Source organism: Listeria marthii (assembly GCF_014227425.1).
GTDB lineage: Bacteria > Bacillota > Bacilli > Lactobacillales > Listeriaceae > Listeria > Listeria marthii.
The window spans coordinates 217,294-243,280 of the sequence record NZ_JAASWB010000004.1 but is presented as its reverse complement, the minus strand read 5'-3'; the positions used below and the strand labels follow the sequence as shown (position 1 = coordinate 243,280).

The window sequence follows — 25,987 nt, the reverse complement described above, 5'->3', positions numbered from 1 at the left end:
TTATAAAATTTAAACCCAGCTTCACAAAAGATGTTAGCTATTTTTCACTTTTCGTCCTAAAGTAAACCAATACACGGCAAAAAATACGACAAGCGCAATAATTGCTGTGCGGTACATGATCGCATAATTGTAGTAAGTCGCCACAATACTCAGGCCAAAACTACCAACAGCCATCCCAATATCCATCCCCGAAAGAAACGTCCCATTCGCAGTACCTTTATTATGCGGTGCGGCCCGGTCAACAGCAAGCGCTTGAAGTGCCGGCTGTGTCATCCCGTAACCTAGCCCGAAGAACAGCGATGCAATAAACAAACTAATTGCTCCCGTTGCAAAAGAAAGGATCAATATCCCAATAATCATCGAAAGCGCGCCCGGAATAACAACAAAACGGTGCCCCTTCGTATCATAAAGCTGTCCAGCAAACAAGCGACTAACAAGTACCATAATCGCCTGCCCGATGAAGTAAACCCAAGTCGTCGAAATACCAAGCTCCGTCCCATATACCATCATAAATGTCTGAATCCCACCTAGCGGAACAGCCATTAATAAACATAATCCAGCCGGAAGCAAGGCCGTTTTCTCGAATAATTTCATTTTTTGATGTACGACTTTTTCCGATTTTGGAATTTTCAGCTGTGTCATTAAAATTAAAATAAACACCATCAAAACTAGCGAAAATGTCACCAATACATCGAAAGAAAAATAATTCATAATTAAAATTGCAATAATCGGCGCCAGTGACATTCCAAGCGCAGTCGTAAGTCCGTAAAATCCAATTCCTTCTCCAGTTCTGCTCGGCGGTACTAATTTAGAAACCCCAGTCGCAATCGACGTCGTCCCAATCCCCCAACCAGCCCCGTGAAAAAGCCGTAATATAAGTAAGGCCGCAACCGCAGTCGACCAATAAAAGTTCACCGTCGTTAAAATTAAAATCAAAAACCCAACAATAATTAATACTTTCGGGCCAAATTTGTCGTTCCAACTCCCCGCAATCGCTCGCATCAGTAGAGCCACAATCGAAAATAGTCCTACCGCCAAACTTGCTTGCATTTGTGTCCCGCCAAGTTCAATAATCCGGGCCGGTAACGTCGGCATAAACACCATAAATCCAATATATAAAAGCACACTTCCTAATAATAAAAATACGTAGTCCTTCGTCCAAAGTCTTGTCTTATTTTCCAAAATTTACCCCTCTTTACTCTATATTAGTAGAAATGTTCTTTAAAACAGCCGTGAATTGCTCTAAATCCTCGTGCGCAATTCCCGCAAACATTTTTTCACAACTTGCTTCCACGATATCTCGCAGTTCATTCGTCTCTTTTCGCCCTTTTTCCGTTAAAGATAACAGCGAAATCCGTCTATCTTCGGTACTGATTTCCCGTACAATAAGCTCTTTCCTGAGTAAAACATCTACAATTCTGTTCACAGTTGGCGTGTCCTTCTTCGTCCAAAGCGCAATCTCTTTTTGTGAAATTGGCTCGTTCGCCTCAATCCCTTCTAAAACAGACCACTGCTCAGGCGTCACATCATAACTCGCAATCGAACGCAGCAAAAACAAATGCATTTTCTTCGCTGTCGTATTCACATCAAATGAGATTTCATCATAATATCCGCGCATTACTATCCCCTTTTCCATTGTCGTAACAATAATTGTCATAACAACCATTATACATATAGACTGTCTCTTTGACAAGAAAAGCAGTCGAATAAACGACTGCCCCTACAATAATTCCACATCTATAATATCTCTAAATTCAATAACGTACTCATACCCAACTATATCCTTAAAAATAACTTCTTCTGTTAACATATCTATTTCGAGCGGCACTAAGTCTTGTTTTTCAAGTTCTCCAAGCCCAAGGAATGCGGAAGGATATTCAAAGGATGCTAGACGTAAAGAAGAAACATCTGCTTCTTGAAAATAATTTAAACGAACAACCCATTCTCGCTTCACGGCGTCTTGTAATGTGATAAAGAAGCTCTCACGTTCTAAATAATCCACTTCTGGCCGACTCGTTAAAAAAGCAGCATTCTTCGCTGTCCTTACTTGCTCCTTCTGAATTGCCGTAACCATAATTATCACCTCTTAACCATATTATACGAACAAACGTTCTTAAAATCAAGTTTTTTGTTAAAAAAGTTTTTTCGCAAGAGCCAGAACTGGTTTAGCGCTTACATAATCTTTTTCCGACAAAAACACTTGCAAATTAATGAATAGTTGCTATACTTATGTAAGTAAATAACATTAACAAAGGAGTTTTATTATTATGACTAATACATTTTTAGATTCTATTAAAGTTCGTCGTTCCATTTATGCACTAGATAAAAACGTTTCCCTAGAGGATTCCAAAATTGAAGAAATCATTAAAGACGCTGTTAAATATAGCCCATCTTCATTCAACTCTCAAAGTTCTCGCGCTGTGATTCTTTTAGGCGAAAACCATGATAAACTTTGGAATATCGTAGAAGATACTTTACGCGCTATCGTACCTGCTGAAAACTTTGCAGCTACTGAAGAAAAAGTTGGTTCTTTCCGCGCTGGATACGGAACAGTTCTTTTCTTTGAAGATACTGCTGTTATCGAAGGCTTACAAGAAAACTTTGCTTTATATGCAGATAACTTCCCTGTATGGTCTGAACAATCTTCAGGTATTGCGCAACACTCTGTATGGGTTGCTCTTGCAAACGCTGGTATTGGTGCGTCTCTTCAACATTACAACCCACTAATTGACGATGCTGTTAAAGCTGAATGGAATATTCCTGCAAGCTGGAACCTACGTGCACAAATGCCGTTTGGTAACATCGTTCAAGAAGCTGGTGAAAAAGAATTTATCGATGACGCTGATCGTTTCCGCGTTTTCAAATAATAAATGTTTCACGTGAAACAAAAAATTCCGCGACCATTAACTGGTATCGCGGAATTTTTATTTTGCTAGACTTTTAAATCTGCTTCTAAGTTCTTCACAACTGACAATACCAGCAATTGCGCCTTTAATTTCTCCATCAACAAGAACAAGCGAATTGGGTATTCCTTTTACATCAAACTGTTGAGCTAATGCACGTTGTTTATCTACATTAATTTTTACAACTTGGACATTACCTTCTTCCATCTCAGAGAATTGCTCAAGTGTTGGCCAAAAACAGCGGCACGGTGCACACCACTCTGCCCAAAAATTAAGTAATATTTTAGGATGGCTACTAATAATCTCTTCCAAGTCATCTTCTTTTGCAAAAATAATCGCCATACATATCCACCTCACATTCAGAATATTCCAAAGTTGTATCGTGGTCAAGTAAAGGGTTTTAGAATAGCAATATATCTTGCTCTTTGTTCATTTTTTGACACTTTTGTTTCACGTGAAACATTTTATTTGCTATGTAATATCTCTAAAATACGTAAATCTAGCAAACCGGTACTTTTCAGGGTCATGTCCGCCTCGCGCAGTCCAGAACCAACGCCCACACTTACAATTCCAGCTGCATTTATAGCTTCAATACCAGCTTGAGCGTCTTCAACTCCGACTACTTCAGACGTTTCTAAGCCCAAACCACGACACGCTTCCACAAAAATTTCTGGATCAGGTTTTGACTTAGTGATTTTAGCAGCGTCGACAATATAATCAAATTCCTGTTCCATTTCTAGCGCGCTCAACACTGTACGAGCATTTTTTGAAACAGATGCAATTGCGCATTTAAGATTTTGCTTTTTAAGATCTACAATAAGGTCTTTAATTCCTGGCAAAACATCAGCTGGCGTAATTTCTTGCAGTAAGCTCACATAAAACTCATTTTTATCAGCTGCAAGGGCTTCGATTTGCTCTTGTGTAAAGTCGTTTTCGCGTCCGTCTTTTTTCAAAATAAGCAGTAGCGAGTCAATTCTACTCACGCCTTTTAAATTCTCATTAAATGCTTCATCGAACTCAATTCCGATGCTTTCTGCTGTTTTTTTCCAAGCTAAGTAATGATAATGCGCTGTATCTGTGATGACACCATCTAAATCGAAAACTACTCCTTTTAATGCTGTTGTCATTCTACTCTTCCTCTCCAAACTGCCGCCACATTTCGCGCGGTTCTTCTTAAATTATTTGGTGTTTCTTTAAGTATGTTTTCTAAAGTTGCTGGTTTGGCAATGGATGGAAATACTGCGCTGATTCCGACTTCATAAACTGCTTCGAGGCCCTCACCAACACTTCCACAAATTGCAAAAACCGGTGTTTCTTTCGGCACTACTTTTGCAACGCCAACAGGAGCTTTTCCTTGAGCGGTTTGCCCGTCCATTTTCCCTTCACCAACGATGACTAAGTCGGCATCTTCGCAAATGGTTTTGATTTGAAGTGCTTCAATCACAAAATCAATTCCCGATAACAAATTCGCTTCTGCAAATGTCACAAGTCCAGCGCCAATTCCGCCTCCAGCACCAGCTCGCGGCATTGTAATCATCTCTTGGTTGGCTAACTGATAAAAATGGCGCATGGCTTCATCTGCTCTTGCCAAATCAACTGCGGCCAAACCTTTTTGCGGCCCAAACACATACGATGCGCCAGATTCCCCACAAAGCGGATTTTCAACATCAGTCACAATATTCACTGTGATATTCTTTAGCTCGGCTGCTACATTTTCAGAACGAATCGTTGCAATTTCTGCTAAATTGGCGCCAATTGGATTGACGACATTATTTTCTGCGTCTAGGAACTCATAACCAAGCGCGCTAGCCATGCCAATTCCGCCATCGTTTGAAGCGCTTCCACCAATACCAATGATAATCTCGGTCGCACCTTGCTCTATCGCGTGCAACATTAGCTCGCCCACACCTTTTGTGCTCACTTGAAGTGGATCGCGCTTACTCGCCGGAACTAAGTGTAAACCGCATACCTCGGCCATTTCAATTAACGCAGTTTTGTTCCCATCTGTAAATGCAACTTGCGCTGAGATTTGGTCGCCAAAAGGTCCAGACACGCCCATTTTCATTTTTTTCGCACCTAAAGCATTACTTAAAATCTCTAGCGTACCTTCCCCGCCATCACTGACAGGGAGCAAATGATAATCTGCATCTGGATAAACTTCTTGAAAGCCCTCTTTAATATACTCTGCCACCTCATGCGCCGTCAAACTTTCTTTGAATGAATCCGGTGCAATGACAATTTTCATAAAGACACATCCTTCTGTTCCAAATTAATGGTTAATGTATCCGTTAATTGTTGTTTTTCTCCGTAGATAACTAATTCTAGCACGCTTTTTGTGTTTTTTGAAAGTTGCAATCTGTTTGCTGCAATATCTACTAAGATTGTTTCACCTTTCCAAACAAATTCAAACGCGACAAATTGCCACGCATCCGGTAAGTTTGGCGCAATTTCCAGCAATTCCCCACTAGTATCAATACCCGCAAATCCAAAAACTACCGCCAGCCAAATTGCCCCAAGCGACGCCGCATGAAGTCCATCATCTGATGAATGAGGCTCACTTCCAAGATCAATTAAACACGCTTCTTGGAAAAATTGGTAAGCTTGCGCACGGTTTCCAGTTTGATTTTCCACAATTGCATGGATTGCTTTACTTAAAGAAGAATCATGAATCGTTCGTTTTTCATAATAGTCCAGGTTTTTCTTCACGATTTCCGGTGCAAACATCTTAGGGAAAAGATAAAACAGCATCACTAAATCCGCTTGTTTTAAAATTTGTAATTCGTTTACTTCTTGACGTGAATAATCTAGCAAAATCCCTTGCGTGCCTTGTGCCGCCTTATATTTATCTAAATTTATCCAGTCTTTTTGCAAGAAAGTATCATCTTGTGGGATTAAGCCGGCTTCGTTTGTGACTGGTAAATATAAGTTATTAAGGAATTTTTCCGCTCGTACCGTGAAAGATTCATTATCTTTATTCCATTCAAGCGCCTTTTTGACATTGTAGTGCGCCATGTAATTTGTGTAAGTATTATTATCGATATGCTCCGTGTACTCGTCTGGCCCAATCACATCAAGGATTTCCAAGCGACCATTACGCTTAGTTGCACGGCTCATCCAAAATTCAGCTGTTTCGAGAAGTAGTTCCGCGCCACAATCAGCCATGAACTGCGCATCGTCCGTTGCAGCTTCATACTCACAAACCGCATAAGCAATATCCGCCACTAAATGATGCTCCGAAATTGCAGAAGCTACCTTTTGACGTGTTCCAGTCCGAATGTTAATCGCTGCAAATTCTGGCGTTTCTTCTTCTCCAGAAAATGCACTCTCCCACGGATAAAGTGCCCCATTGTAGCCATTTTTAGCCGCTTTTTCTTTCGCTTCTTTCAAATGAAGATAACGATATCGCAGCAATTGTTTGGCAATTCCCGGCTGATTATAAAGGAAAAATGGCATAATGAAAATTTCTGTATCCCAAAAAACATGCCCCTTGTAACCTTCCCCAGTCAGCCCTTTCGCACCAACACTGCAGCGAAAATCATCTTTCGGCGTCATAATTTCTAAATGATAGCACGCAAAATCCAGTGCAAATTGATCGAAATCATTCGTGCTCTCGACGCGAACACCCGCATGCTCCCAAAAATCAGCCCACATAGTTTCCGATGCTGATTTTAGTTCGGCGTAGCTAGCTTTTGGAAATTCCGCTTCCACTTCATCTAGCGAAGTTTTAACAACACTTATTTTTTCCAAAACAAACGTTTCATTCACAGCGACTTCTTGCTCCACTTCGGTCATCAATTGCCGATTTTTCGCAGTGAAAATCCCTTTTTCATTCACTTTTGTCGCTACTGTAATTCGCTGTTTGCTCTCGATTGTTTCGTATTCGCCGACCATCAATTCCTCGTCAAAAATCCGCAAACCCGACTCTGCCAGCTGCTGCGTTCCAAAATTAGTTTGTTGCGCGTCAATCCCCGTCTTTACTTTCACTTTCATATCGTCGCTTAAAGGTGTGATCTCCACTTTAGCCGCGATAATATGTTTTACAGCTTTTGAAACAAATCGGTGAAAATTTAGTTGATATTTTTTGCCCGCGCTACTTTCCCACGTAATTTTGCGAACTAATTCTCCCGTGTCCATATCTAAAAAACGTTCGTATGTATGGACCTTCCCCGCTTGCATCGAAAAAACTTCGCCATCAAGCGTCACTTGGAATCGCGTCACATCCGGCAAATTCACTAGCTCTGAACTCATCGAACCGCTCGGACGATTGTAGATTCCCGCCACATACATACCGCGAACTTGCTCCGGGTACTCTTCTTCAAGAGCACCGCGCACGCCCAAATAACCGTTGCCCACAGTCATTTGGCTACCATATTTATTTAGATAATTTAATGCAAATTCCTTCTCGATTATTTTCCTCATAAAGAAACACTCTCACCTTTTTCTGCTGATTCGTACAAGCTTTCAACGATTTGTTGGATGATATAACCTTGTTCTGCCCCAGCTAACTCCACTTTCCCATCACCAAGAACGCTATCAACAAAGGCTTTCATACTATTTTCGTGTTTATTTTCGTCCAGTTGACCAAGACTCTCCAACAATTGAAATTCACCCGCATTATCAGTATAAATTTCAGCCGGATATAAACTTCCACCTGCTAAATCACCGAAAAAATCGACATTTAGCATATTTTCCGGTTTAATATGTAGCGCAAAAGAAGTATCCAGCTCAATCAATCCGCCATTTTCCAATTCAATAAATCCAAATAAAGAATCTTCTACGGTATATTTTTCCGGATCCCATGAACCAAACGTCCCAGCACTTTTCTTCGTACCGATTTTTTGGAAACTTTTCGCAGTTACTTTCTTCACTTTTGGAAAACCAAGAACGAACATCGCCGCGTCAAGCATATGAATCCCCATATCAATCAGCGGACCGCCGCCTTGCATTTCTTTATTCGTAAAAGTACCCCAACCCGGGACACCAGAACGACGAAGCGCAGTAGCCTTCACACAATAAATCTCACCTAAAAGTGCCGAATTTCCTTTTAAAAACTGTGCTTCACTAGAAAAACGATGGTGGAAATCATATGCCAAAATCGCACCCTTTTCCTCAGCCAGTTCCCACATCGCTTTTGCTTCCACCGCACTCATAGCGGGTGGCTTTTCACACATAACGGCCGCACCATGCGACAGCGACAGCATCACATTGTCAAAGTGGAACCGATTGGGCGTACAAATGCTCACAATATCGATTTTCTCGGTCGCAAACATCTCTTCTGCCGTAGCATAATGCTTCTCAAAACCATTGTTCACGCGAAACTCTTCGCCGCGTTCCATACTCGGATCGCAAACAGCTACAAGTTCCAGTTCATTTCTTGTCTTATAATACGCAGCGTGGACCTTCTCAGCGACTTGTCCCGCACCGATAATCGCAACTCTTTTTTTCATATCCGAAACTCCTTTTAGAAAAATCCGTCCGCTTTGAATGGGACGGATTTTCTATTTTAAATTAAACAGCTTTTTAAATGTGCTAATGCATCTTTATAAGCTTGTTCAGGATTTTCACTGCGAACACGACATTCAAAAGTTAAAAATCCGTTGTAACCATTCTTTTTCAGTTGATCAAAACTTGTTTTAAAATCAAGGCTGCCGCTTCCTGGTTGGTAGCGATGATTATCAGCAACATGAATATGACCAATCGAAGCTTTGTACGTCTCAAGTGCAGCTGGAATGCTATCTTCTTCAATGTTCATATGATAAAAGTCAGCAATAATTTCTACATTTTTAAGATTATTTTCATCAATGTATTTCTGCGCATCACCCAGCAAATTAATCATGTGATCTTGGTATCTGTTAAGCGGCTCAAGATAAACTTTCGTGCCAGTCTCACCAGCAATTTTATCCAAGTAAACTAACGACTCGCTCACAGCTTTGAAATCGCCGGCTTGGCTACGCGGTGAAGTCATTGGTGGAAGGCGGTACGTGAACATTCCCCATGCCGCTGGAACAACAATCCCTTGCCCGCCAACTTCTGCTAAAGCTTCTAAAATCGCCTTAATTTCTTCTAAACCGTTCAGTCTGCGCTCTTCAATGAAGTCACCAATCCAGCCATCATAACCACCACATGCAGTACTAACAGGTAGCCCAGTTTTTTCGATAGCCTTCTTCACTTCATCCAAATTTTCAACAAGCAATTTACCATCAATTTCAAAACCTTCAAAGCCCATTTCTTTTACATAAGCAAATTTTTCTTCAATATTTTCTGGGAAAAATGCTTGGTTTTGTGTGCCTAATTTCATTATTATCGCTCCTTAAAGGGTAATCCCCATTTTAATACTTAAATCAGGTTGTTGGTCGACATATTTCATGTAACTCTCAGCAGAATCAGCGAATGGAACGACTGGATCAATAATATCTGAACAATCTAAGTAGCCATTCATCAGTAGTTCCCAACAAGTTTCCTCGATACGCTTACGATCCCAACGCGGATAATCCGGATTTGGTTCACTTGCTGCACGTGAAAAGACGATTTTCGCGTTGTTGAAATGAGCTTCTCTCCCAAGGTTAAATCCTTCTGGGAAAGGTTTCGCGAATGCTACGTAAGAAATCGTGCCTCCGTATGCAATTCCGCGCAACGCAGCTTGAAGTGCCGCCGCATTCCCGCTTGTTTCAATAATAGAATCCGCACCAAGTTTACCAGTAAGACGTTTCACTTCTAAGCCAACATCTGTAGTAATCGGATCAAATGTAGCATCTGCACCGTGTTTTTCAGCGATTTCACGACGATGACTAAGTGGATCGACCCCAATAACAACACTTGCGCCAGCTTTTTTCGCTAGTTGAATCGCAATTTGACCAATCGCGCCAAGTCCGACAACAACAACGTAATCACCCGCACGAACATGTGCATCTCGCACGCCACTCATTGCAAATTGAGCCGGGTCATAGCAAACTGCATTTTTCCAATTAGCACCTTTTGGCAATTTACGTAATTTATAATTATCAACAGCTTTTACAATAACTGTTTCCATAATCGGTCCGTAAGAACAAACGATGTCTCCAAGCTCGTATTCTGTTACTTTGCTCCCGCGTTCAACTACTTCACCAACGACCATGTTACCTAGCTGAAACTCGCCAAATACAATGCCTCGCGCACTATTTGTTTCACGTGAAACAAATAGATTCCATTCTGGTGAAAATTCTTCATCAATAAAAGGACTAATTCCTCTAAAATCAACTACTTCTGTACCATGTTTTGGAGAAGCAAATTGCACTTTAATTTTTACTTCATCTTCTAAAACTTCACGATCATTATATTCTACTAATGCCGCCACACGAGGCGCTGTCGCTACTAATTTTTTCATTTTAAATTACTTCCTTTCTTATCCTTTAACTCCACCATCAGTTAAGTTTCCTTTGATAAATCGTTCTGAAATTGCGTACATAATAACGACTGGAAGCGCCGTAACAAGCGATGCCGCCATCATTCTACCCCAAATATAATCTGGTGTACTAAATAATGTATTCAAGCCAATCGGTAACGTGAATTTCTCTGAGCTAGATAGGAATATCGAAGCAAACAGATAATCATTCCAAGCTACCATGAAGCAATATACGAACACGGAAACAATACCCGAAATCGCAAGCGGAACGATAATTCGTAAAATAATCTGGAAGCGATTCAGCCCGTCCATCATTGCGGCTTCTTCAATATCAGTTGGAATCGTGTCGAAATAACTTTTTAGCATAAATACCGCGGTTGGTAGTGTTTGTACAACCATCGTGATAATTAAAGCTGTTTCCGTATCATATAATCCCAAACTCGAAATTATTTTGAACAACGGAACGATTAGCAAAATTCCTGAGAACATGTAAACCGTGTAAAAACTTGCATTAATCGTCATTCGCCCTTTAAAGCGTAATTTCGACAACGCGTAAGCGCCTAAAATCCCCAAAACAACCGCAATTCCGGCCGCAAAAATCGAAACAACCAAGCTATTTTTAAAGTACGTTAAAAACGGGAAAATATCTGGATTAAAAATATCGATATAATGCTGGAAAGTAAATTCTTTCGGGAAAAATGTAGGATTCGTGGAAATGGCTTCTTTACTACTCTTGAATGAAGTCATTAACATAATCGCAAATGGGAATAACGTCATACATAAAAACACAACCATCGTCGTATAAAACGCGATTTTCTTCGTTCTTTTTGACTTTTTACTACTTACCGCCATTCAAATCCACCCGCTTTCTTGCAAAAATAATAACAACAAAAATAATGACAAATAATATCACAGAAATCGCTGCTGCTTTTCCTAAATCATTGAATGCGAATGCTGTTTTATATAAATAAACTCCAAGGATATTTACTTTATTCGTGAGTAAGTATACATCGGTGAACATATAGAACATCCAAATCGCACGAAGCGTAATAACTGTCGCAAGAACCGGCATAATCGCTGGCAAAGTAACAATTTTGAATTTATCCCAAATGTTCGCTCCGTCCATATCAGCCGCCTCATAAAGCGACTTATCGACCGTCTGCAAAATCGCCAAAAACGAAATAAATGCATACGGGAAATAACGCCATATCGCAAAGAATGTTACTAAAAAGAAACTAGAAACTGGATTATCAAACCATAGTGGCGCTTCTTTGAACATATGAAGCACATCCACTGTCATAAAATTAATTACGCCATAGCCATTATTAAACATATACTTCCATGCAAAAATAAGAGAAATAGATGGTGTTACATACGACAAAATAATAAGCGACCGAGCCGTTCTTCTAAAACGAAATTCGCGGTTAAAGAATATCGCCACAAGTAGCCCCATCCCAGTACTTCCAACTACTACCAGCCCTGTATAAGCCACCGTAAGACCAAGTGATTTATAAAACTCTGGATCCTTCAAAATATCTATATAGTTTTGAAAGCCAATAAAAACCGATTTAATATTCGGGTTTAAAGGCATATCTAAAAAACTAATCTGGATATTTGAAATCATTGGATATAAAACAAGTGCTGCTAATAAAACAAAACTTGGTGCAAGTAAAATCATTGCTAACTTAAAGTCGGACCTTTTATATACTTTTGTTTTCATAATGCCTCCTTAAATCAAAAAGCGACGTGCTAAACTGTTAAAAAAGACGGGGAGACTCAACTCCCCGCTATTTGATTATTTACCTTCTTCGGCTTTTTTCTGTGCAGCTTTTAAGTCCGCTGATACATCTCCACCGCCAACAGTTACGTTATTAACCATTTGTGCGAGGATGCCTGAGCTAGTAATATCACCCATTTTTGTAAGGTTTTTACCGTCAACAAGTCCGAACACTTGGATGTCATTGAATGATGCTGCGATTTCATTTGGAAGATCACCAAACGATTTAATTACTTCATTTTCTTTGTAAGCTTCTTGTTCTACTACTTCTTTATTTACTGGTTGCGCCCCGCCAGGAGACATTAATACCCAAGTTGCCATATTTTTCGGTTGAGACAAGTATTCAACAAATTTCTTCGTTGCTTTCTTTTGTTCATCATCAAGACCTGCAGAAATAGTTAAACCAGAAACTGTTCCATAAACTGCTTTTTCTTTTTCTTCTGGAATTGCGAAACCGATGTTTTTTGGATCGCCTTCTTCATAAACGGATGGAAGGATATACGTAGAGTACATTGCCATTGGAACAGTTCCATTCATGAATGCATCTTTAATTTCTGTTACGTCATTTGAACCAGGCATAGTATATGCTGATAAATCTTTGTAGTATTGAAGCGCTTCTTTCATTTCTGGTGTATCGATTGTTACATTACCTTTTGCATCTAAAACGTTTGCTTTGTTAGAAAGCGCAAATTGCGAGAATGCTTGCTCACTCATAGTGCTTTCTGCTGTTGGAATAGCAATACCGTATTTTTTATCTGCTTTATTCGTGAATTTTTTAGCTACTTTTTCAATATCTGCCCAGTTTTTCGGTTCTTCAAAACCAGCATCGGCTAACGCTTTTTTGTTATACCAAATACCTTGAACCCAACCGCTTAATGGAGCTGCGATAAAACTTTTACCATCTTCAGAACGTACTAAGTTTGTTGCACCTTCGTAGTATTTATCTTCTCCAACAGAGTCGATAACTTCTTTTACTGCCGCTTGGTCAATCAACTGATCTTTATCCATTACTTTGGCAAAATCTTGGCTTACCTCCATAACTGCTGGAAGTTTACCAGAACGAGCAAGTGTTACAACTTTTGTATTAAAAGCATCTTCCTCAACTGGAATTTGTTTGATTTTAATTGTTGGATTTTCTTTTTCAAAATCAGCAATTAATTGATTAATCACATCTAAACGTTCTTTTTCAACGGATGAATGCATAAATTCGATTGTTACTTCCTCACTACTAGAACCTTTTCCTCCACATGCAGCTAAGACCGCACTTAGAACCAACACAACAACAAGTAATACAAGACTCTTTTTCTTCATTTTTGTTCCTCCCTGTAATTTTTGGTTTTTAGCCAGCAGAATTCATAGCCACTAAGCTTTATGGAATCGCTCCCAGTTAGCGTGGAGCCCGTATAAAGATTTGTATAAACACCGCTGTCTAGTGAATAACTCACTTCTTTTTCTGATAAATTATGAATCAATATAATCGATTCTGCGTCGGATGCGCGTTTAACAACAAACAATTCCGCCGTAGATTCTAAAACTTCCATCGGGATTTCTGGATGGAAAAGTGATTCCGCTTTTCGTGTGCTAATTAATTTCGTTAGAGCATCATATGTTTCTTTTCGTAAGGAGCCAGCTTGTTCCAACTCAGCTGTAATTTCCGCCAAGTCGTATTTTTTTCGATTAATAGAGCGATTGTGACTTGTTGCTTCTACGCCTAAATAATCATTGCGGCTTCCTAAAATACTTTGAACATAAACGGCTGGAACGCCTGGGATAGACATCAGTACTGCATGAGCCACAAGGAATCTTGCAAGTCGCAAATCATCTGTATCCGTTTGTTTACTTAGCGCATCCATGTACGTCACGTTAATTTCATAAGGACTCTGAGAACCATCCGGATTTTGTTTATAAGAAACAAGTGCTCCTTCTTTCTCCAAATCATCCACTAGCGCCAAAATGTCCGCTTCTGGAATAATGCCGCGCACTGGATTTAACCCAATACCGTCATGTGAAGCAAGGAAATTGAAGAATGTGCGCTTGCCTTCTGGTAGCTCTAAATGTTTCGCCCAATTACGGAGGAACGCCGCATTGCCATGATGTATCGCATGGAGCACAAGTGGCGGAAGCGGGAATTGATAAACCATATGCGCTTCTTTTTCACCATTTCCAAAGTAACTAATATTATCTACATGCGGCACATTGGTTTCGGTTATAATAATCGTCCCCGGTGCTGCAATATCTACTAAATCTCTAAATAATTTCACGATTTCATGCGTTTCTTCCAAGTGAATCGAGCTCGTTCCCGGCACTTTCCACATAAATCCAACCGCATCAAGTCGCACATATTCCGCGCCTTCTTCTAAATAGAACATCAAGACATCAATCATCTTATAAAGCACTTCCGGACAAGCAAAGTTCAAATCAATTTGATCCTCACTAAACGTCGTCCAAATATGTCCTACTTTACCTGACTCAAACTGAAATGGCGTAAGTACCGGTGTCGCACGCGGCCTCGTTATCGAACTAAGGTCTGTATCCGGATCCATCTCCACAAAGAAATTCTGAAACTCCTCATCACCCGCCAAATATCGCTTAAACCAGTCACTTTTCGCCGACATATGATTACAAACAAAATCAAACATCAAGCGTGCCGACTGCTCCATTTCCTTAATATCCGTCCAATCACCAAGCTCCGGATTCACCGCTTTATAATCAATGACCGAAAACCCATCATCCGACGAATAAGGATAAAAAGGTAAGAAATGAACTACCTCAAAAGTCGATTTTAAATAACTATCATACATTTTCTTAAAAGTTGTTAACGTTTTTTGGGATTCCTCTTTAAACTGGTCCCCATATGTAATTAAAACAATATCTTTCTCGTCCCACTTATCTTTTCGTGTTAACTTTCGTTGTTGCGTTTGCTGTACCCGTGCTTCGATTCTTGCTGCCAAACTTTCCACTACATCTTCGCAATATAACCGCGAAAGTCGTTTTCTTAAATTCGTCATCATTTACCTCCTAACCGGGAGCGCTCCCACAAGAAGAATTATAGTATGGAAAGCGCTTTCTGTCAAACACAATTTTAAATGTTTTTTCTAACATGTTGGTAAGAGTGAGTTTTCATGCATGCGCACCATCTAGTTGGACATTTAGCAAAAAATTGAGTAATATAAACATGGATGATAATGACCGGAACCGATACCGGAAACAATAGAGAGAAAGGAAGATTACCTTGGCATCGACCATATACGACATAGCAAAACACGCGGGAGTTTCAAAATCAACGGTATCCAGAGTACTAAATAACCAAGCCAACATCTCCGAAGAATCACGCAAAAAAGTACTAGAAGCAATTGATGAACTAAACTATCAACCAAGCAAACTAGCACGCGCACTTACTTCTTCGGGTTTTGATGCTATTATGGTTATCTCAAATCGCTCTACTACAACCACAACTGGAAATCCATTTTTTTCCGAAATAATTCAATCAATTTCCACTCAAGCTGAGTTGGAAAATTTTGACCTAATCCTTCAAACTGCCAAAAACAGCGAAGACGAACTTAAAAAATGCCTCTCCAAAATCCAAGAAAAAATGATTAAAGGTATTATCATGCTAAGTTCACCAGCTGATGAAGATTTTTTCCATCAATTAGATCCTTATAACATTCCCATCGTTGTTACTGGAAAAGTAGAAGGACATTACAAAAACATCTACTCTGTCGACACAGACAATTTTGGCGACAGTTATGCTCTAACAAAACATTTAATCAAACAAGGTCATCAAAAAATTGCTTGTATCCATGCTCCACTTGATTATCACGTGTCAATTGATCGTCTTGCCGGTTTCCGTAGTTGCCTTTTCGACCATCAATTAGACCTGCGTAATGACTGGATTATTGATAGTGGTTACAGCATAGAAGATAGTTACAAAGCCGCACTACGCCTAATGGAAGGCCCTGACAAACCAACAGCAGTTTTCGCAACTGACGATTTAAAAGTACTTAGCATTTACAAAATGGCAGCCGATAAAAACTTACAAATCCCAACAGATTTTTCCGTCATCGGCTATAACGATAAAATAGCATCTTCATTCCTATCACCGCCGCTAACGTCTATCGATATTCCCATTAACAAATTAGGCAAAAAAGCGACCAACCTATTATTCCGCCTAATCCATCAAGACAAAAACGTACCAAAAACAACTATTATCAAAACCGAAATGATTGAACGCGAATCCATTCAGAAAATAAACGCCTAAGCTTGTTTTCTGAATCCCCTTGGTCCTGTAGCTCAGTTGGGAGAGTATCACCTTGACATGGTGGGGGTCGCTGGTTCGAGACCAGTCGGGACCATTCATAGAAAAAGCATCTCTTTTGTAAGAGATGCTTTTTTTGACTCTATTTAAATAACTTACCTAATTTCTTAAACAATCCATCTTCAATGATATCAATACCGATACCCCAGTTACTATCAAGTACTTGTTTATTAGCTTTAACATATTCTTCCAAATCTTTCCCTTTAATAGCAAGGTTGTGATATGGACGATACTCGATATAACAAGAAGCACCGTTTTTATGAAGTTTCTTAGTCATGCGATGTTTCAAGTACTTAGACTTGATGTCGCATTCTTGGCGTGTGTAAGAATCTTGCTGATCGATAGCATGATCTGTCGTTAAATGAATCTCTGTTTTGATAACATTTCGATCAATCCAATATGGGTAATCCTTATGGAAATGCTTCTCCGCACCATCATCGATAAAGTTGCCATAGTTCCAGAAGTGTAAATAACGTTTTTTATTTTCAACTTCATATGGATCCGTAATAGTCGCTTTATACACTACCGAAAGCTCATTTAAATCCTTGTTATCTTCAATTATTTGAACAGAAGTATTACTAAAATGCTGCTCAATTTCATTCTCTTCAAAGCTTTTATACAACGTCATGCACTTATATGTTGTATAGTTGTAACGGCTAAGAATCTCTTTATTAGACTCATTTTTAAACATATCACGCGATCCGTTCGCCATTCCTCCGCGTAACTTTCTTTCAAAGATAACCTCAGCCACATTTCCTTTCACATCACAACGGAAATTTTCTTCCGCAGCTGGCTCTTCATCTTCAAATGGTTCTTGTTTTTGTAATTCCGTGCCAGCTTTAATTTCTAAATAATACATAAAGCTATTTTTTTGACGATTAGCTAAAAATCCTTGGTCATTACTCATTGTAGCATCAACAAAGTAAACTTGACCTTCATGTGTTATTTTTAAAATCGCATGGTTAAAGTTGAACGGTGACGGTGTATAAACTGGCAAGAATACATCACTACCATAGTTAACTAAAATAAGCTCTGAATCCACTCCTAAATAATCTAAAATCACTTTCAAAAGAACTGTTTTCGCTTTGCAGTCCCCTTGTTTCGTTTTATAAGTAACTTCAGCAGCTTGCGGCTCGTGTCCATCCATTTCTGTTTCATTGTATAAATAGTATACTTCTTTTTGAACAAAATCGATCGCATGCTTAATTTTATGGTCTAAAGACGGTAACGCATCTAACTCAGCCACTAAATCAGCCGCAAATCCAGCAATATCTACTTGATAGAATTTTTGATAAATGTCGCTAATTGTTTTTGTGATTTCCGGATAAGTCTGCTCCGTCACAAAATCAATAAATGGCGTAAGTTCAAGTTCTTTCGCATCTTCACCAATATAATTTTCTTTTTCGATTGTATAAGATTCGTTATGCGGAACCATCACTTTGTCTTTTTCTAAAATTGCTCCCGCTTCGTCTCGGAAATAATGGAAGTTCGTTTCTAATTTCTTCTCTGTTTCATTTTTCAATTCAAAACGATATTTCCCATAAGCCCAGTAAGAGTTTGGAGCCGAATAAATCCAGCGGAAAAATTGATTACGAATGCTGCTCTCTTCATATTTGCGCTCAATAGAAGTTTCAATGACGAAAATATCATTCAAATGCAAATCGCGAATAAGTACGGTTACCTTTTTCTCGTCGTTAAAGCTCGCTTGATTTTCATCACGCACATAGTCCAACACTTTTACATTAATATCGTCTAATTTATCAATCACTTTCCCATCACGAACAACGGATAAAGTGTGAATATATAATACTTCTTCTTCAGATAAAATAAAGCTAGTTTTCCCAGCAGAGTTAAGCATACTCGGCTCATTTAACGTATAAGCCATCGAAGTATAACTCGTGCGAGAATTTGGTTTAGCCGTTTCTACAATATTACACCAGAAGCAATAATCACGTTCTTGCGCGATTTGGGCATCATAAAAAGCTTTATCTTGTGTGTTTAACCAAGAATCTATGTTTTCTTGTTTTGTTTCAGGAGAGCTTAATTCTGGTTTTATAAAATAATATTCTTTTGACATTTGGTAATCTCCTTAAATTTTTTTAGATACCCCTATTTTAGCAATAAGTAAATAGAACAAACAAGGCAAAATCTTTATGAGATAGCAACTGTCGGTTTATCTACACTATTTAGTAAAAAATTAGACACAATTGCTGCTAATTTCCATCTATCCACGAGAACAATTTCACATCTTGGTATACTTCGCCAATTTTTTCATAATCTCGAAGTAGCCCTTCCTCTGAAAAACCAAGCTTATCCAATAATACTATAGAAGCTGTATTTCTCGGGTCCACTTTAGCTTCAATCCGGTGCAGTTCAAACGATTCTTTTCCCCACTCCATCAACGCTTTCACAGCTTCCGTCGCGTAACCTCGTTTCCAAAAACGAGTACCTAAATCATACGCAATTTCTGCACGCCGGTTTTCATGATCAATATAATTAAAGCCACATGTCCCAATAATTTCCCCAGTTGCCTGCAAGATAATGACACATCTGAGCGCTTTTCCTTCGATTTCCAATTGTCTTAACATCCGAATCATTTCTTCCACCGGTTGTAAACTTTGGAAAGGTTCAATATTCATATATCTGGTAACCGAATCATCTGACCAATAACCAAACAAAATCTCTGTATCCGCTAAGGTCATTTCACTTAAAAAAAGTCGTTCTGTTTTTATCATTTGCTTTCGATTTTCCATAGATTTACCCCCGCCTTTTTAATAAAAAAAGCTTATCAAATCTCACTCGTAAAGTAAAATGTTTCACGTGAAACATTTGCGCCTTCTTTATTCGTAGTAGTTTTCAACATTTAGGTTTATAATGAAAAATATCTTAAAAAGGAGAATGATTTATGGAACAAACAGATAGACGTAAGACTTTAGCACTTATTTCGATTATGCTTGGCGCTTTTATTTCATTACTAGATACAACGATTGTCAACGTTGCCTTACCAGATATTACGACTGCACTTCATGCCACAAGCGAAACGATTGAATGGGTCATTTCAGGCTATGCGCTCGCATTTGGAATTGTACTTATTTTAGCTGGCCGTCTCGGTGACAAATTCGGTAGGAAAAACATCTATATTATCGGTATTACCTTATTTCTAATAATGAGTGTGACGGCTGGTTTTGCAGATTCGGAAAACAGCTTAATTATTTCCCGGGTAATACAAGGACTTGCTGCCGGACTATTTTTTCCGCAAATCAATGCCACCATTATGGATATGTATTCTGGAAAAAGCCTTGGGAAAATCTTTGGTATTCTTGGCTCTGTTATTGGCGTTGGAACCGCGATTGGACCGCTTACCGGCGGACTTTTAATTGAACTTTTCGGAGCTACAAACGGTTGGCGCGCAGTCTTCTTTGTTAATGTTCCCTTCGTTTTAGTCACGCTCGTACTAGCAATGCTTTACCTCCCAAAAAGAACTATCTCCACGAAAAAAATCAGCTTCGATTTGCCTGGTGTCGGGTTACTAACAATCGCACTTTTACTATTACTATTCCCGCTTATTTCAAACGGAGCAAATGATTTCAAACCAATTGATTACCTTTTAATGGCGCTATCTATCCCGCTCTTTATCATTCTTTATAAATGGAGCGTCTATCAAGAAAAGAAAGGCAATCAACCATTAATTGCGCCTAACTTGCTTAAAAACAACCAATTTGTATCCGGCATGCTCTTATCACTCGTATATTTTGCTGCCTTTACAAGCATCTTTTTCGTCCTATCACTAACTTGGCAAACTGGTTTTAACCGCTCCGCTATTTTATCTGGACTGGCTATTAGTCCATTTGCGTTAGGTAGCGTTCTTGCAGCTTCGAATAGTTACCGCTTGATTCCTGTACTTGGAAGAAAACTTTTAATGCTTGGTGTAACTCTAGTTATTGTTGGCCTTGGAACCGTTTCTATTGTTTTTCATCTCCATGATGGTGCTTTTTCCGCTTGGTTGCTCTTCCTTCCGCTGTTTATTGCAGGTATTGGTAGCGGTTTGATTATTGCTCCTTTAAACAGCTTCACACTGTCTACTGTCCACGGCATAGAACGCGGCGGTGCAAGTGGTATGTTTAATACAGCGCAGCGAATTGGTTCATCGTTTGGTATTGCTGTTGTCGGATCTGTATTTTTCCGCACACTAGGAAATACAACGGCGACTTCCAAAGCAAGTGCCTTTTCAGATAGCTTACAAATGAGTATGTATGTAAATATCGCTCTCCTCATTGTTTGTTTCTTGCTGATATTCCGGTTACCAAAAAATATCTAAAAAAGAGCCCTCTGTATGGGGCTCTTTTTTTGTTTCACGTGAAACATTTTATTTAAATACAACCTCAAATTCTTCGCAAACCACTAGAGCATCTTCTTCAAACGAAATACCTAGCTCCACACATTCATTCGTAAAAAAAGAAGTATGTACTTTCCGCCAATAATCCAACGTCCGGTCCCCTTCTCCTTCTAAATAAGCAAATGTTTCCGGAACTTCATTAAAAGGCATAATCGTTACACCAACCAACTTAATAATCCCCATTGCCTCTTCTTCACCATTTAAAAGAACAACATGCGAACCAACTGACGGCATCGTTTCCTCGCCCTGATCATACCAGTAAAATAGGCTACTAGTCCCCGTTTTCACTCCGTTCATCACAAGCTCGCCAAGTTCATTCGCCATTCGCGCAGAATTACCAAATGCCCAAGCCTCAAATTTATTAGAAATCGCCGGGTTCTCCGCTCGATATTTTTGCCACATTTCATTAACCGAATCTTTATAAACCACCACTTAAATCCCTCCTAAAAAAAAGACTGAGGTTCCTAAAAACCTCAGCCTAAAAATTTATTTCCGAACTGGCTTAATCACAATATAACGATAAGGATCGCGTCCTTCAGAATGCGTTTCAATTTGGTCATTCTCACTTAAAATAGCATGAATGATTTTCCTTTCAAATGAAGGCATTGGTTCTAAATGAACAGCGCGCTTTGTTTTAAGAGCTTTATCCGCCATTTTATTCGCTAAAATCACTAACGTTTCATGACGTCTTTCACGGTAATCCCCTACATTAACAATAATGTTTTTGTATTGGCTCGTTGTTTTATTAGCAATTAATTGTGTTAAGTATTGAAGCGCATTAAGGGTTTGACCGTGTTTGCCGATTAGCATACCTAGGCTGTCACCTTTAATTTGCAACTTCACATCTTTACCAACTTCTTCTACATCGATCGTGATTACTGCACCCATCTTGGTAGCAACATCTAAAAGATAATCAATCGCTACTTGGATACCATCTTCTTTTTCAATTACTTTTACCATAGCCAGTCTTGAACCAATTCCGAAAATACCTTTTTTACCTTCATCTAGAACTTCTACTTCGACCTTGTCGCGTGTTGTTTCTAAAGTGGCTAATGCATTTTGGATAGCTTCTTCAACGTTTGAGCCTTGCGCAGTTAAATCTCTCACTTTCTTTTCTTACCTCCTTTTTTGGAAGCTTTCATGTTAGCTGCTTTTTTCTTCAAGCGATCTTCTGCAAGTTGAGCAGCAGCCAGCGCCTCCTGTTCGCGTTTGTTTTTAAAAGGATTATTAATTAAAAGTGTTTGGAATACGGTGAAAACGTTACCGATAATCCAGTATAGAGCAAGTGCAGACGGTAATGTAATACCCATAAATAGAATCATTACTGGCATGATATAAACAATCATAGCCATTGATTTATTTTGCTGTGTTTGCCCCATCATAGAAATTTTTGATGATAAGAATGTTGTTAGTGCTGCAACAACCGGCAAGATGTAATATGGATCCGGATTTCCCAGTTGCATCCATAAGAATGAATCTGTTTTAATTTCTGCTGTTCTACTAATAGCTTGGTAGAATCCTAGTAGAATCGGCATTTGAATTAATAATGGTAAACAACCCATCATTGGATTTACACTATTTTCTTGATATAAACGCATTGTTTCTTGTTGTAATTTTTGTTTTGTTTCATTATCTTTGGATGAGTATTTTTCTTGTAGTTCTTTGATTTTCGGTTGTAAATTTGTCATGGCTTTTTGGCTTTTCAGCTGTTTGATCATTAAAGGCATGATAAGTAGACGAATTAAAATTGTAACAACAATAATTCCGACTGCATAACTTCCCCCGAATAAATCGGAAAACCACGTAATTGTCCAGGATAATGGGAATACGATGTAATGACTCCAAAATCCAGTTGATTCTGATGTAATTGGATCAGTTGAATAGCCACAACCCGAAAGTACAGCCATTAATCCGATTACAAGACTTGCGATGAGCAACTTCTGTTTGAATCGCTTTTTCTTCTTCAAATTGATGTAACCTCCAATTTCGCCTTTTTCAAATTTCCACTCATTTTGAATTGTTTGCTTTTTGCTTTAAAACACGCCCCACTTTTAAAACATGAATCAAACTTTTCTTTACTTCATGAAAATCCATATTGGCCGCCGGTTTTCTGGCGATGATAATATATTCATTTTCAGGATTGATTTGGTCTTCTAATTCATGGAATGATTGTCTTATGTAACGTTTAATCCGATTTCGGCAGACAGCGTTTCCAATTTTTTTACTAACCGATAAACCAATGCGAAAATGATTCGATCCTTCTTGCTTTAAAGTATAAACAACAAATTGACGGTTAGCAAAAGATTTTCCTCTTCGGAATACTTTTTGAAAATCGTCATTTTTTTTAATTCTATATTTTTTTTTCATACATTCTCCATCTTCTTACATATCTTAGTATAAGGCCGTTTAACTCAGCGATTTTTCAAAAAAAAAACCACTGAGTCGTTTTCAGTGGTCTACGCAGATAAAACTTTTCTTCCTTTACGACGACGACTTGCTAAAACTCTACGTCCGTTTTTAGTACTCATACGCGTACGGAAACCATGCACTTTTTTTCTTTTACGTTTACTTGGTTGATATGTTCTTTTCATTAATTACACCTCCCATGAAAGGGTCCAATCGAATTTATCTATTAGACAGTCTTAGATATTGTACGTGAACTGGTCATTTTTGTCAATACTATTTAGACGAATTTCTATTTAGACTCCGTTCACTATCATATCATATTTTTATAGAGAGAAAAACCATTTTTCGAAAATTATTGTGTCAAATAGACATATTTTTCTCTAGTAGTCTCTGGTATTGCAATTTTTCGGCCGGAAATCTCTACTAAATACTGCGCAAATTCCCCAATCTTCTCAAATTCAGCAGGATATTCAAAAATGAGTTTTTCTTTTATTAAATAGTTATCCACATAATGACTTGTTTCTGGCTGAAAAGATAATAAACCTTCTATAAAACGAATTACTTTTGTAAATTTTGGAATTTCCTGTTCTTCTTCTAAATCTGTAAAGTGAAAAAACATCGTGTAAAAATGATTTTTTTTGATATTTACTGAAAAAGCTTCTTTATTTATATTACTTTTTGCAAATACCGTAAAATCGTCAATCTCTGCCGGTTCCCGTTTGTCGTGAATTAATAAGTAACCAAACACGTCGTCAATATTCCCGTTTTGTATAACCCGATAAAATTCTGTATCTCTAGTTTTCAAAAGCCGTTGAAATATCATTTTTCACAACCTCATTTTTTTGTCTTTTTTTTCGTATTCGGTAAATAGTTTAACACATTGTCGCAATGAAATCCTTTCCCAGAAAATGTGGATAACTAGTTAATAACGTTCTTTTATTGTGGATAACATTTTGATTTAGTTCAAACTTATACACAATTAGTGGTTACTTACACACAATGACTTGTGGATAATTAATTTTAACAATTTCGTTACAGATTTCTTTACACACAAGTTATACACAAGTTAACTGGCTGTGGACAACCGTTTTTCACATCTGGACAGTTTTGTGGATAGATTTGGTAAGTCCTTGCTATCAGAGTGATTTTCTGATATTATAATTCCTGTCGAATAGAAATATAGCTGGGGAAAACTAAAGTTATCCACAATGCATTTTCACTTTGTGGATAATTTTTTAACAGTGTTTGGATAACCTTATCCATAGCTTTTTCTATCTGTGGATAACTTTATAGCATCCATTTACATTACATAAAAAAGGGGGGTTACTAGTGCAATCAATTGAAGACATCTGGCAGGAAACACTGCAAATCGTTAAAAAAAATATGAGTAAACCGAGTTACGATACATGGATGAAATCAACAACGGCTCATTCATTAGAAGGTAACACGTTTATTATTTCAGCGCCCAATAATTTTGTTCGCGATTGGTTAGAGAAAAGCTACACGCAATTTATCGCTAACATTTTGCAAGAAATAACTGGTCGCTTATTTGATGTCCGCTTTATTGATGGCGAGCAAGAAGAAAACTTCGAATACACTGTGATTAAACCGAATCCAGCGTTAGATGAAGATGGCATTGAAATTGGAAAACATATGCTTAATCCGCGTTATGTTTTTGATACGTTTGTCATTGGTTCAGGGAACAGATTCGCCCATGCAGCGTCACTTGCAGTAGCCGAAGCACCAGCGAAAGCATATAATCCACTCTTCATTTATGGAGGAGTTGGCCTCGGCAAAACACATTTAATGCACGCAGTTGGCCACTATGTTCAACAACATAAAGATAATGCGAAAGTAATGTACCTTTCCAGCGAAAAATTCACGAATGAGTTTATTAGCTCTATTCGTGATAACAAAACCGAAGAATTCCGCACAAAATACCGGAATGTCGATGTTTTACTTATTGATGATATTCAATTTTTAGCCGGTAAAGAAGGAACACAAGAGGAATTTTTCCATACATTTAACACGCTTTATGATGAACAAAAGCAAATTATTATTTCCAGTGACCGACCACCAAAAGAAATCCCTACACTGGAAGATCGACTGAGATCCCGCTTTGAATGGGGCTTAATCACTGATATTACGCCACCAGACTTAGAAACACGGATCGCCATTTTACGTAAAAAAGCAAAAGCTGATGGATTAGATATTCCAAATGAAGTCATGCTTTATATCGCAAACCAAATTGATTCGAATATTCGCGAGTTAGAAGGCGCACTCATCCGAGTAGTTGCTTATTCTTCCCTCGTTAATAAAGATATAACAGCTGGTCTTGCAGCAGAAGCACTAAAAGATATTATCCCCTCTTCTAAATCACAAGTTATTACTATTAGTGGTATTCAAGAAGCAGTCGGTGAATATTTCCATGTGCGTTTAGAAGATTTTAAAGCAAAAAAACGGACGAAAAGTATCGCATTCCCGCGCCAAATCGCTATGTATCTTTCTAGAGAGCTTACAGACGCCTCATTACCAAAAATCGGTGATGAATTTGGTGGCCGAGATCATACAACAGTCATTCATGCACATGAAAAAATATCGCAACTGCTAAAAACCGACCAAGTGTTGAAAAATGACCTTGCTGAAATTGAAAAAAATTTAAGAAAAGCACAAAATATGTTTTAATAGACCTGTGTACAATGTGGATAACTGAAACATACTTACCCACAAGTTATCAACATGTGGAAAACTTTATACATCATGGCTTGCAACCTACTTATCCACAAATCCACAGCGCCTATTACTATTA

The 25,987-nt window shown here is 38.5% G+C and carries 26 protein-coding genes and 1 tRNA gene; 5 read left to right on the top strand and 22 right to left on the bottom strand.

Going from position 1 to position 25,987, the window contains the following annotated elements; all coding sequences use genetic code 11:
* Positions 1-33: 33 nt before the first annotated feature.
* From HCJ55_RS08890 to HCJ55_RS08880, 3 genes are all read right to left on the bottom strand, one after another.
* Complete coding sequence (locus HCJ55_RS08890; RefSeq protein ID WP_008949039.1) at positions 34-1,182, bottom strand: lmo2826 family MFS transporter; 1,149 nt, start codon at positions 1,180-1,182, stop codon at positions 34-36.
* A 13-nt stretch (positions 1,183-1,195) separates the two neighbouring features.
* A complete protein-coding gene (locus HCJ55_RS08885; protein ID WP_185502805.1) occupies positions 1,196-1,618 on the bottom strand; it encodes a MarR family winged helix-turn-helix transcriptional regulator in 423 nt (140 codons plus the stop codon).
* A 102-nt stretch (positions 1,619-1,720) separates the two neighbouring features.
* Positions 1,721-2,074: a hypothetical protein gene (locus HCJ55_RS08880; protein WP_185502804.1), complete on the bottom strand. Its 354-nt coding sequence runs from the start codon at positions 2,072-2,074 to the stop codon at positions 1,721-1,723.
* 193 nt (positions 2,075-2,267) lie between these two features.
* Here HCJ55_RS08880 and HCJ55_RS08875 point away from each other — a divergent pair, with 193 nt between their 5' ends.
* On the top strand, positions 2,268-2,867 hold the full coding sequence (locus tag HCJ55_RS08875; RefSeq protein ID WP_003768793.1) for a nitroreductase family protein: 600 nt from the start codon (positions 2,268-2,270) through the stop codon (positions 2,865-2,867).
* 57 nt (positions 2,868-2,924) lie between these two features.
* Here the strand turns inward: HCJ55_RS08875 and HCJ55_RS08870 are convergent, their stop codons facing one another.
* From HCJ55_RS08870 to HCJ55_RS08820, 11 genes are all read right to left on the bottom strand, one after another.
* On the bottom strand, positions 2,925-3,245 hold the full coding sequence (locus tag HCJ55_RS08870; protein ID WP_070294427.1) for a thioredoxin family protein: 321 nt from the start codon (positions 3,243-3,245) through the stop codon (positions 2,925-2,927).
* A 122-nt stretch (positions 3,246-3,367) separates the two neighbouring features.
* The gene (gene pgmB / locus HCJ55_RS08865) at positions 3,368-4,030 is read right to left on the bottom strand and encodes a beta-phosphoglucomutase (RefSeq protein WP_008949042.1); all 663 of its coding nucleotides are present in this window, start codon (positions 4,028-4,030) and stop codon (positions 3,368-3,370) included.
* A complete protein-coding gene (locus tag HCJ55_RS08860; protein WP_185517826.1) occupies positions 4,027-5,148 on the bottom strand; it encodes a glycerate kinase in 1,122 nt (373 codons plus the stop codon). Before HCJ55_RS08860 ends, pgmB begins: the two co-directional genes overlap by 4 nt.
* A complete protein-coding gene (locus HCJ55_RS08855; protein WP_185517824.1) occupies positions 5,145-7,322 on the bottom strand; it encodes a glycoside hydrolase family 65 protein in 2,178 nt (725 codons plus the stop codon). Before HCJ55_RS08855 ends, HCJ55_RS08860 begins: the two co-directional genes overlap by 4 nt.
* Positions 7,319-8,350 (bottom strand): Gfo/Idh/MocA family protein, encoded by a 1,032-nt coding sequence (locus tag HCJ55_RS08850; protein ID WP_185517822.1) that lies wholly within the window; start codon positions 8,348-8,350, stop codon positions 7,319-7,321. Before HCJ55_RS08850 ends, HCJ55_RS08855 begins: the two co-directional genes overlap by 4 nt.
* A gap of 56 nt (positions 8,351-8,406) precedes the next feature.
* Positions 8,407-9,201 (bottom strand): sugar phosphate isomerase/epimerase family protein, encoded by a 795-nt coding sequence (locus HCJ55_RS08845; protein WP_185480501.1) that lies wholly within the window; start codon positions 9,199-9,201, stop codon positions 8,407-8,409.
* Between the two features lie 12 nt (positions 9,202-9,213).
* A complete protein-coding gene (locus HCJ55_RS08840) occupies positions 9,214-10,266 on the bottom strand; it encodes a zinc-dependent alcohol dehydrogenase (RefSeq protein WP_031665424.1) in 1,053 nt (350 codons plus the stop codon).
* An 18-nt stretch (positions 10,267-10,284) separates the two neighbouring features.
* Positions 10,285-11,136 (bottom strand): carbohydrate ABC transporter permease, encoded by an 852-nt coding sequence (locus tag HCJ55_RS08835; RefSeq protein ID WP_003732160.1) that lies wholly within the window; start codon positions 11,134-11,136, stop codon positions 10,285-10,287.
* The gene (locus HCJ55_RS08830; RefSeq protein WP_008949049.1) at positions 11,123-12,004 is read right to left on the bottom strand and encodes a carbohydrate ABC transporter permease; all 882 of its coding nucleotides are present in this window, start codon (positions 12,002-12,004) and stop codon (positions 11,123-11,125) included. The genes HCJ55_RS08835 and HCJ55_RS08830 overlap by 14 nt, the downstream gene beginning before the upstream one ends.
* A gap of 75 nt (positions 12,005-12,079) precedes the next feature.
* Positions 12,080-13,372, bottom strand: a complete 1,293-nt coding sequence (locus tag HCJ55_RS08825; RefSeq protein ID WP_185502797.1) for an ABC transporter substrate-binding protein — start codon at positions 13,370-13,372, stop codon at positions 12,080-12,082.
* On the bottom strand, positions 13,369-15,069 hold the full coding sequence (locus HCJ55_RS08820) for a sugar phosphorylase (protein WP_185517820.1): 1,701 nt from the start codon (positions 15,067-15,069) through the stop codon (positions 13,369-13,371). The genes HCJ55_RS08825 and HCJ55_RS08820 overlap by 4 nt, the downstream gene beginning before the upstream one ends.
* 224 nt (positions 15,070-15,293) lie before the next feature.
* Here HCJ55_RS08820 and HCJ55_RS08815 point away from each other — a divergent pair, with 224 nt between their 5' ends.
* Entirely contained in the window at positions 15,294-16,319 is a 1,026-nt protein-coding gene (locus tag HCJ55_RS08815; protein ID WP_185506486.1) for a LacI family DNA-binding transcriptional regulator, read from the top strand.
* Positions 16,320-16,340: 21 nt separating this feature from the next.
* Positions 16,341-16,413: transfer RNA gene (locus tag HCJ55_RS08810), tRNA-Val, on the top strand.
* Between the two features lie 45 nt (positions 16,414-16,458).
* Here HCJ55_RS08810 and HCJ55_RS08805 read toward each other — a convergent pair.
* Together HCJ55_RS08805 and HCJ55_RS08800 are read right to left on the bottom strand one after the other, a co-directional pair.
* Positions 16,459-18,453 (bottom strand): DUF3857 domain-containing protein, encoded by a 1,995-nt coding sequence (locus tag HCJ55_RS08805; protein ID WP_185517818.1) that lies wholly within the window; start codon positions 18,451-18,453, stop codon positions 16,459-16,461.
* Positions 18,454-18,589: 136 nt separating this feature from the next.
* Positions 18,590-19,129, bottom strand: coding sequence for a GNAT family N-acetyltransferase (locus HCJ55_RS08800; protein WP_185517816.1), 540 nt, complete (start codon positions 19,127-19,129; stop codon positions 18,590-18,592).
* 152 nt (positions 19,130-19,281) lie between these two features.
* On the opposite strand from HCJ55_RS08800, the gene HCJ55_RS08795 reads away from it, so the two are divergent.
* Positions 19,282-20,694: an MFS transporter gene (locus tag HCJ55_RS08795; RefSeq protein WP_008946377.1), complete on the top strand. Its 1,413-nt coding sequence runs from the start codon at positions 19,282-19,284 to the stop codon at positions 20,692-20,694.
* Positions 20,695-20,742: 48 nt separating this feature from the next.
* Here the strand turns inward: HCJ55_RS08795 and HCJ55_RS08790 are convergent, their stop codons facing one another.
* The 6 genes from HCJ55_RS08790 to HCJ55_RS08765 form a co-directional block, all read right to left on the bottom strand.
* Positions 20,743-21,204, bottom strand: coding sequence for an ASCH domain-containing protein (locus HCJ55_RS08790; RefSeq protein ID WP_185517814.1), 462 nt, complete (start codon positions 21,202-21,204; stop codon positions 20,743-20,745).
* 54 nt (positions 21,205-21,258) lie between these two features.
* Positions 21,259-21,879 (bottom strand): RNA-binding cell elongation regulator Jag/EloR, encoded by a 621-nt coding sequence (gene jag, locus HCJ55_RS08785; RefSeq protein WP_008946379.1) that lies wholly within the window; start codon positions 21,877-21,879, stop codon positions 21,259-21,261.
* Positions 21,876-22,739 carry a membrane protein insertase YidC gene (gene yidC / locus HCJ55_RS08780; protein ID WP_008946380.1) on the bottom strand — a complete coding sequence of 288 codons (864 nt, stop codon included), beginning with the start codon at positions 22,737-22,739 and terminating at the stop codon, positions 21,876-21,878. Before yidC ends, jag begins: the two co-directional genes overlap by 4 nt.
* Before the next feature lie 40 nt (positions 22,740-22,779).
* Positions 22,780-23,139, bottom strand: a complete 360-nt coding sequence (gene rnpA, locus HCJ55_RS08775; RefSeq protein WP_185480511.1) for a ribonuclease P protein component — start codon at positions 23,137-23,139, stop codon at positions 22,780-22,782.
* 89 nt (positions 23,140-23,228) lie between these two features.
* Positions 23,229-23,363: a 50S ribosomal protein L34 gene (rpmH, locus tag HCJ55_RS08770; RefSeq protein ID WP_003718062.1), complete on the bottom strand. Its 135-nt coding sequence runs from the start codon at positions 23,361-23,363 to the stop codon at positions 23,229-23,231.
* A 167-nt stretch (positions 23,364-23,530) separates the two neighbouring features.
* Entirely contained in the window at positions 23,531-24,001 is a 471-nt protein-coding gene (locus tag HCJ55_RS08765; RefSeq protein ID WP_008946382.1) for a hypothetical protein, read from the bottom strand.
* 506 nt (positions 24,002-24,507) lie between these two features.
* On the opposite strand from HCJ55_RS08765, the gene dnaA reads away from it, so the two are divergent.
* Complete coding sequence (gene dnaA / locus HCJ55_RS08760) at positions 24,508-25,863, top strand: chromosomal replication initiator protein DnaA (protein WP_003727573.1); 1,356 nt, start codon at positions 24,508-24,510, stop codon at positions 25,861-25,863.
* Positions 25,864-25,987 lie beyond the last annotated feature (124 nt).

Bases quoted from the DNA above. Each gene is read 5' to 3' on its own strand.
- HCJ55_RS08885 (WP_185502805.1), bottom strand. From the start codon at position 1,618: ATGCGCGGATATTATGATGAAATCTCATTTGATGTGAATACGACAGCG.
- HCJ55_RS08880 (WP_185502804.1), bottom strand. From the start codon at position 2,074: ATGGTTACGGCAATTCAGAAGGAGCAAGTAAGGACAGCGAAGAATGCT.
- HCJ55_RS08875 (WP_003768793.1), top strand. From the start codon at position 2,268: ATGACTAATACATTTTTAGATTCTATTAAAGTTCGTCGTTCCATTTAT.
- HCJ55_RS08870 (WP_070294427.1), bottom strand. From the start codon at position 3,245: ATGGCGATTATTTTTGCAAAAGAAGATGACTTGGAAGAGATTATTAGT.
- pgmB (WP_008949042.1), bottom strand. From the start codon at position 4,030: ATGACAACAGCATTAAAAGGAGTAGTTTTCGATTTAGATGGTGTCATC.
- HCJ55_RS08860 (WP_185517826.1), bottom strand. From the start codon at position 5,148: ATGAAAATTGTCATTGCACCGGATTCATTCAAAGAAAGTTTGACGGCG.
- HCJ55_RS08855 (WP_185517824.1), bottom strand. From the start codon at position 7,322: ATGAGGAAAATAATCGAGAAGGAATTTGCATTAAATTATCTAAATAAA.
- HCJ55_RS08850 (WP_185517822.1), bottom strand. From the start codon at position 8,350: ATGAAAAAAAGAGTTGCGATTATCGGTGCGGGACAAGTCGCTGAGAAG.
- HCJ55_RS08845 (WP_185480501.1), bottom strand. From the start codon at position 9,201: ATGAAATTAGGCACACAAAACCAAGCATTTTTCCCAGAAAATATTGAA.
- HCJ55_RS08840 (WP_031665424.1), bottom strand. From the start codon at position 10,266: ATGAAAAAATTAGTAGCGACAGCGCCTCGTGTGGCGGCATTAGTAGAA.
- HCJ55_RS08835 (WP_003732160.1), bottom strand. From the start codon at position 11,136: ATGGCGGTAAGTAGTAAAAAGTCAAAAAGAACGAAGAAAATCGCGTTT.
- HCJ55_RS08830 (WP_008949049.1), bottom strand. From the start codon at position 12,004: ATGAAAACAAAAGTATATAAAAGGTCCGACTTTAAGTTAGCAATGATT.
- HCJ55_RS08825 (WP_185502797.1), bottom strand. From the start codon at position 13,372: ATGAAGAAAAAGAGTCTTGTATTACTTGTTGTTGTGTTGGTTCTAAGT.
- HCJ55_RS08820 (WP_185517820.1), bottom strand. From the start codon at position 15,069: ATGACGAATTTAAGAAAACGACTTTCGCGGTTATATTGCGAAGATGTA.
- HCJ55_RS08805 (WP_185517818.1), bottom strand. From the start codon at position 18,453: ATGTCAAAAGAATATTATTTTATAAAACCAGAATTAAGCTCTCCTGAA.
- HCJ55_RS08800 (WP_185517816.1), bottom strand. From the start codon at position 19,129: ATGGAAAATCGAAAGCAAATGATAAAAACAGAACGACTTTTTTTAAGT.
- HCJ55_RS08795 (WP_008946377.1), top strand. From the start codon at position 19,282: ATGGAACAAACAGATAGACGTAAGACTTTAGCACTTATTTCGATTATG.
- rnpA (WP_185480511.1), bottom strand. From the start codon at position 23,139: ATGAAAAAAAAATATAGAATTAAAAAAAATGACGATTTTCAAAAAGTA.
- rpmH (WP_003718062.1), bottom strand. From the start codon at position 23,363: ATGAAAAGAACATATCAACCAAGTAAACGTAAAAGAAAAAAAGTGCAT.
- HCJ55_RS08765 (WP_008946382.1), bottom strand. From the start codon at position 24,001: ATGATATTTCAACGGCTTTTGAAAACTAGAGATACAGAATTTTATCGG.